The following is a 3769-nucleotide window of genomic DNA, read 5'->3' on the forward strand; positions in this document are numbered from 1 at the left end:
GATGCGAATGATCCGGGTGTGGGCCATGGCGGTTTGGTTCCCGCCCCCAAAGGCCAAAAAATCACATGCGAACAATGCAAATCAATATGGCGCGGCACAATTGCCCTGCAATTGCGAGAGAGCGATTTTTCACGGGCCTAACGATTCAATTCAGGGCAAACCCCGCCCACCCTGAATTTAATATCAAACGAGAAAATAGGCGGCGGGGGTTTCCGCTAGAGCAAAATGTTAGACCTATGGAATTGCAAACCGGAACGCTTGTCGAAATTCTCCCAACCCGCGTATGGGCCGAGAAAGACATAATGGGGACAACGCACATTAAGATGCAGCACCAGGGCGGTACGGAGCCTTTTGACTTCGTCCAAATCCAATATGATTGGAGATACACCAGCAATAGTCATCAAGCCGACTTAGCAAAGCGGATTCTTGAGTTGCTTGGAGCGAAGGAAGCCGCCTAACGACTGCGTTCAGGGGAAAGCCCGCCCACCCGAACGCCGACAACCCCGGCATTATGTAGCAGATGCACAAAGCCAATAACCCCGCGAATCCCTAGAATCCATGGCTTTCCCAACAGGAGAAAGCCATGGCCGAAACCCACGTCATATCCGCCCTTGTCGCCAAGCGGGCCGAAATAGCAGGGCTGATAGCCCACCACCGCAAGGAAGTAGCGCGACTTTCCGAAGAAGCAAAGACGCTTGACGCTACGATTAAATTATTTGAGCCGGGCTATCGAACCCAATCCATCAAGCCAAAGAGATACCAGAAGAAAAACAGCTTCTTCAAACACGGTGAAGCGCACCGGATGATTCTGGACGCTCTCAGGGAATCAGAAAACCCCATAACCACCCATCAGATTGCCAAATCCATTATGACCATCAAAGGTATCGGCGCAGATAGTGAAAAGGATTTACAGGCATCCATCCTCACCATTCTGCATCGGCAGAAGAAAGACAAAATGGTGGAGATGGTTGGAAAAGATACCCAAGGGAATTGTATCTGGAAACTGGCGGACTTTTAACGATTCAAGCCGCTAACCGTTCCGCCCGCCGCTTGTTTCCCTGCCAATATCCGCAGAAGTCACGGGAAGGCCGCGACGCGGCGCACTTCTTCATAATGTCCCGGAACATCGCGCCGTTGTTCATGCGGCGGTTGTTCTCCCGGTAGGCCGCTTCGTTCGCGTAGTTCGCCAAGTACATGGTCCCGAACTTGTGGTTCTGCCCGATCTGCATACGGCGGAAGCGGGAAAAGAAGCTTTCGGCCTGGTTGGTGTTCGCCCCGTCCTTCGCCTTGAACTCGATCCCATGATTCACGCGGGAGGTCGGGTACATCCCGTGCAGCGGGTTGTAGGCCGGGCATTCGTCGGCGAACACCTGGGTTCCCTTCAAGATGTACTTGCCCGCCAGCGCCTTGATGTCGCCCTGATTCTCGCTCTTCAACACGAAGGTCAGCGCCCGGCCCTTCTCGCCCCGCTCCCGCATCACGATGACGCACCGCTTGTTGGGATTCTGGTTCTCCGCTAGGCGGCGGTCCTTCCGGTCCTCTATCCGGTTCTCCGGGCGGACATGCCCGTTGGTGTAAGCGCCGTCGATCTCCACCTTCCCGGGCAGCGGCGACACGTCGCGTTGCTCCATCAGGGATTCCCGAATCTTGTGGGCCAGCACGAAGGCCGTCTTGTATTGAACGTCCAGGTCGCGGGCCATTTGCAGCGCCGATATGCCCTTGACCGCGTTCGTGGAGATGGCGATGGCCGCGATGTAGGTTTTCAGCGGCAGCTTGTGGTGGGCGAAGATCGTCCCGGAAGTCAGGGAGAACGTGTGCCTGCACGCCTTGCAGCGCCATTGCTGGCGCGTGCGGATGAAGTAATGGTTGTCGATGACGCCGCACGACGGACAGACCGGGTTTCCGTCGCTCCACCGGGATTGCTTGAAGACATCGAAGGCCATTTCGTCCGACATGGTGAAAATTTGCGCGAGCGACAGCGTGCGGGCTTGGGCGCTTAGGAGGAAGTGTTGGGCCATGTCGAACGCTCCTTAATGTCATATTTGACATTAAGATAGCAGATTCAACATCAATTTCAACGTAAATATTTCACATTTGAAATCCGAGCGCCGCTCGCGCTATCCTCAGGCCATCCATTCACCCATCAGGAGACGACACCATGGAAACCCAAGACTGGAAGGCCAGCGCCAAGAACATCCTCAAGGCCGAACTCACCCGCAAGGGCGTGGACTACGAGACCCTGGCCCAAAAGCTCCAAAGCATCGGCGTGGACGAGAACTACAACAGCATCAACACCAAGATCAATCGCGGGGCGTTCACGTTCAGCTTCTTCTTGCAGTGCATGGAGGCTATCGGGATTCGGGAAGTGCGTTTGAATTAACGCATACGATCAATAACCAAACAACTTTGACGGTAAGTTATGAGCGAAAACCAATTGGATAACCCTGGAAATGCTTTTCCTACCAATGAAAGGATGATGACGATTCTTTTGATAAGCTTGGGATAACCATCAAATGCCCGGTATGCGGAGATGAATTCTTTGCAAGTTTCGGGAATATCAAAAAACACGATTATATCTCCTGTGGCAGATGGCATCCCTTTGATGTTCGAGTTAAGAGAGAGAAACTTTTGGAGCTTGAGGAAACAGCGCGAAAGTATAGGGAATCCCTGCTTAAACTCAGAGAATGAGCTTATAAACTCGTTTGCTTCAATCAAGCTTTTTTCACAAACATCAATAATTGGCGCGTTATTAGTCATTTGGTTTCACCATTGGTAACAGGCTTCCCAATGATAAAGCAATTATTAGCGCATTAACCCCCCCGTTTTCCGCCAGATGTCAGCATTCGTTAAATGACAGATAAACCAAAAATACCGATGCCGCAGAAGTGCGCGGAGCCAAAGTCATTTCCATTTCAGCCGCCCCCAAAGGCACCGGAATACGCAGAGGTTAAGGCGGCAGAGCCAATTTTAATGCCTGAGCTTGAATTTATGAGCTTTACGGTTGACGAGATAAACCTAAAGACGGATAAGGAGCTTAAGGAGATATTGTCTGGCGAGGCTCATCCTGATAAATGCTTGTCTCTCCCGATGCAGGCGCTCATAAATTCAGAGATAAGATATAGGGCTATTGAGAAAGCAAGTAAGCCAAAGCCATTGGCAAACGCAGGCTCTATAGCTGGGATTATTTCAGTAATAATCACCGTAATTTCTTTCTTGTTTTGGACTAATGATCGGCTTTCTCAATCAAAGACACCCGATATGCCAGATCGTAATACGCTGACTTCTCAAAAATCAGCGTTACCCCCAGCAGAGATACAGCGACCACCAGCGCCGCCGCAGTTCTCCGCAGATTCCTCGCCTCAACCGCCAAGTCGCGATCCAGCCGACCAAAAAACGAGTAAGCCGCCAGAACCACAACAACAACCAAAAAAACATAAGCTGCGAACAGAAAAGCATCCATAACTAATCCACCTTAAATCTGTTGATGGCCGTCATTGTGATGGCCTGCCATGACCTCAACCGCCCCCGTTTTCCGTTTGTGCAGCTGCTACATAATGCCGAACAATATAGGGAATATTTCCAAAGATTCAGCCGGATGCCCAATTCGGATCGTGTTTCATCGGAGATTCTGTACTCTTTAGAAAAAGCTCGATTGATCCGTCGCAATGATGGACAAGATCAATCACAACATAATAAGGGTTGTCATTGGGGTTGGGCGCGTCACCAGTCGCAACAACTGTTTCCCCAATCCTCGGGAGAGCCTGAAATG

Annotated in this window: 7 protein-coding genes; 4 read left to right on the plus strand and 3 right to left on the minus strand. The window is 51.3% G+C overall.

The window, feature by feature from the left end; all coding sequences use genetic code 11:
- Positions 1 to 236 precede the first annotated feature (236 nt).
- Both ACXWUF_RS20255 and ACXWUF_RS20260 read left to right on the plus strand, forming a co-directional pair.
- On the plus strand, positions 237 to 458 hold the full coding sequence (locus ACXWUF_RS20255) for a hypothetical protein (protein ID WP_458503365.1): 222 nt from the start codon (positions 237 to 239) through the stop codon (positions 456 to 458).
- 125 nt (positions 459 to 583) lie between these two features.
- Positions 584 to 1018, plus strand: a complete 435-nt coding sequence (locus tag ACXWUF_RS20260) for a hypothetical protein (protein WP_458503366.1) — start codon at positions 584 to 586, stop codon at positions 1016 to 1018.
- 4 nt (positions 1019 to 1022) lie between these two features.
- On the opposite strand, the gene ACXWUF_RS20265 is transcribed toward ACXWUF_RS20260, so the two are convergent.
- Positions 1023 to 2018, minus strand: coding sequence for an IS1595 family transposase (locus ACXWUF_RS20265; protein ID WP_458503367.1), 996 nt, complete (start codon positions 2016 to 2018; stop codon positions 1023 to 1025).
- 140 nt (positions 2019 to 2158) lie between these two features.
- Between ACXWUF_RS20265 and ACXWUF_RS20270 the strand changes: the two genes are divergently transcribed.
- Positions 2159 to 2380: a DUF6471 domain-containing protein gene (locus ACXWUF_RS20270; RefSeq protein WP_458503368.1), complete on the plus strand. Its 222-nt coding sequence runs from the start codon at positions 2159 to 2161 to the stop codon at positions 2378 to 2380.
- Here ACXWUF_RS20270 and ACXWUF_RS20275 read toward each other — a convergent pair.
- Together ACXWUF_RS20275 and ACXWUF_RS20280 are read right to left on the minus strand one after the other, a co-directional pair.
- The gene (locus ACXWUF_RS20275; RefSeq protein WP_458503369.1) at positions 2377 to 2757 is read right to left on the minus strand and encodes a hypothetical protein; all 381 of its coding nucleotides are present in this window, start codon (positions 2755 to 2757) and stop codon (positions 2377 to 2379) included. The two genes, ACXWUF_RS20270 and ACXWUF_RS20275, sit on opposite strands and share 4 nt — an antisense overlap.
- A gap of 466 nt (positions 2758 to 3223) precedes the next feature.
- Positions 3224 to 3460, minus strand: a complete 237-nt coding sequence (locus ACXWUF_RS20280) for a hypothetical protein (protein ID WP_458503370.1) — start codon at positions 3458 to 3460, stop codon at positions 3224 to 3226.
- Positions 3461 to 3484: 24 nt separating this feature from the next.
- On the opposite strand from ACXWUF_RS20280, the gene ACXWUF_RS20285 reads away from it, so the two are divergent.
- On the plus strand, positions 3485 to 3769 hold a 285-nt coding region (locus ACXWUF_RS20285; RefSeq protein ID WP_458503371.1), incomplete at its 3' end, for a hypothetical protein.

The organism is Methylomagnum sp. (assembly GCF_054333355.1).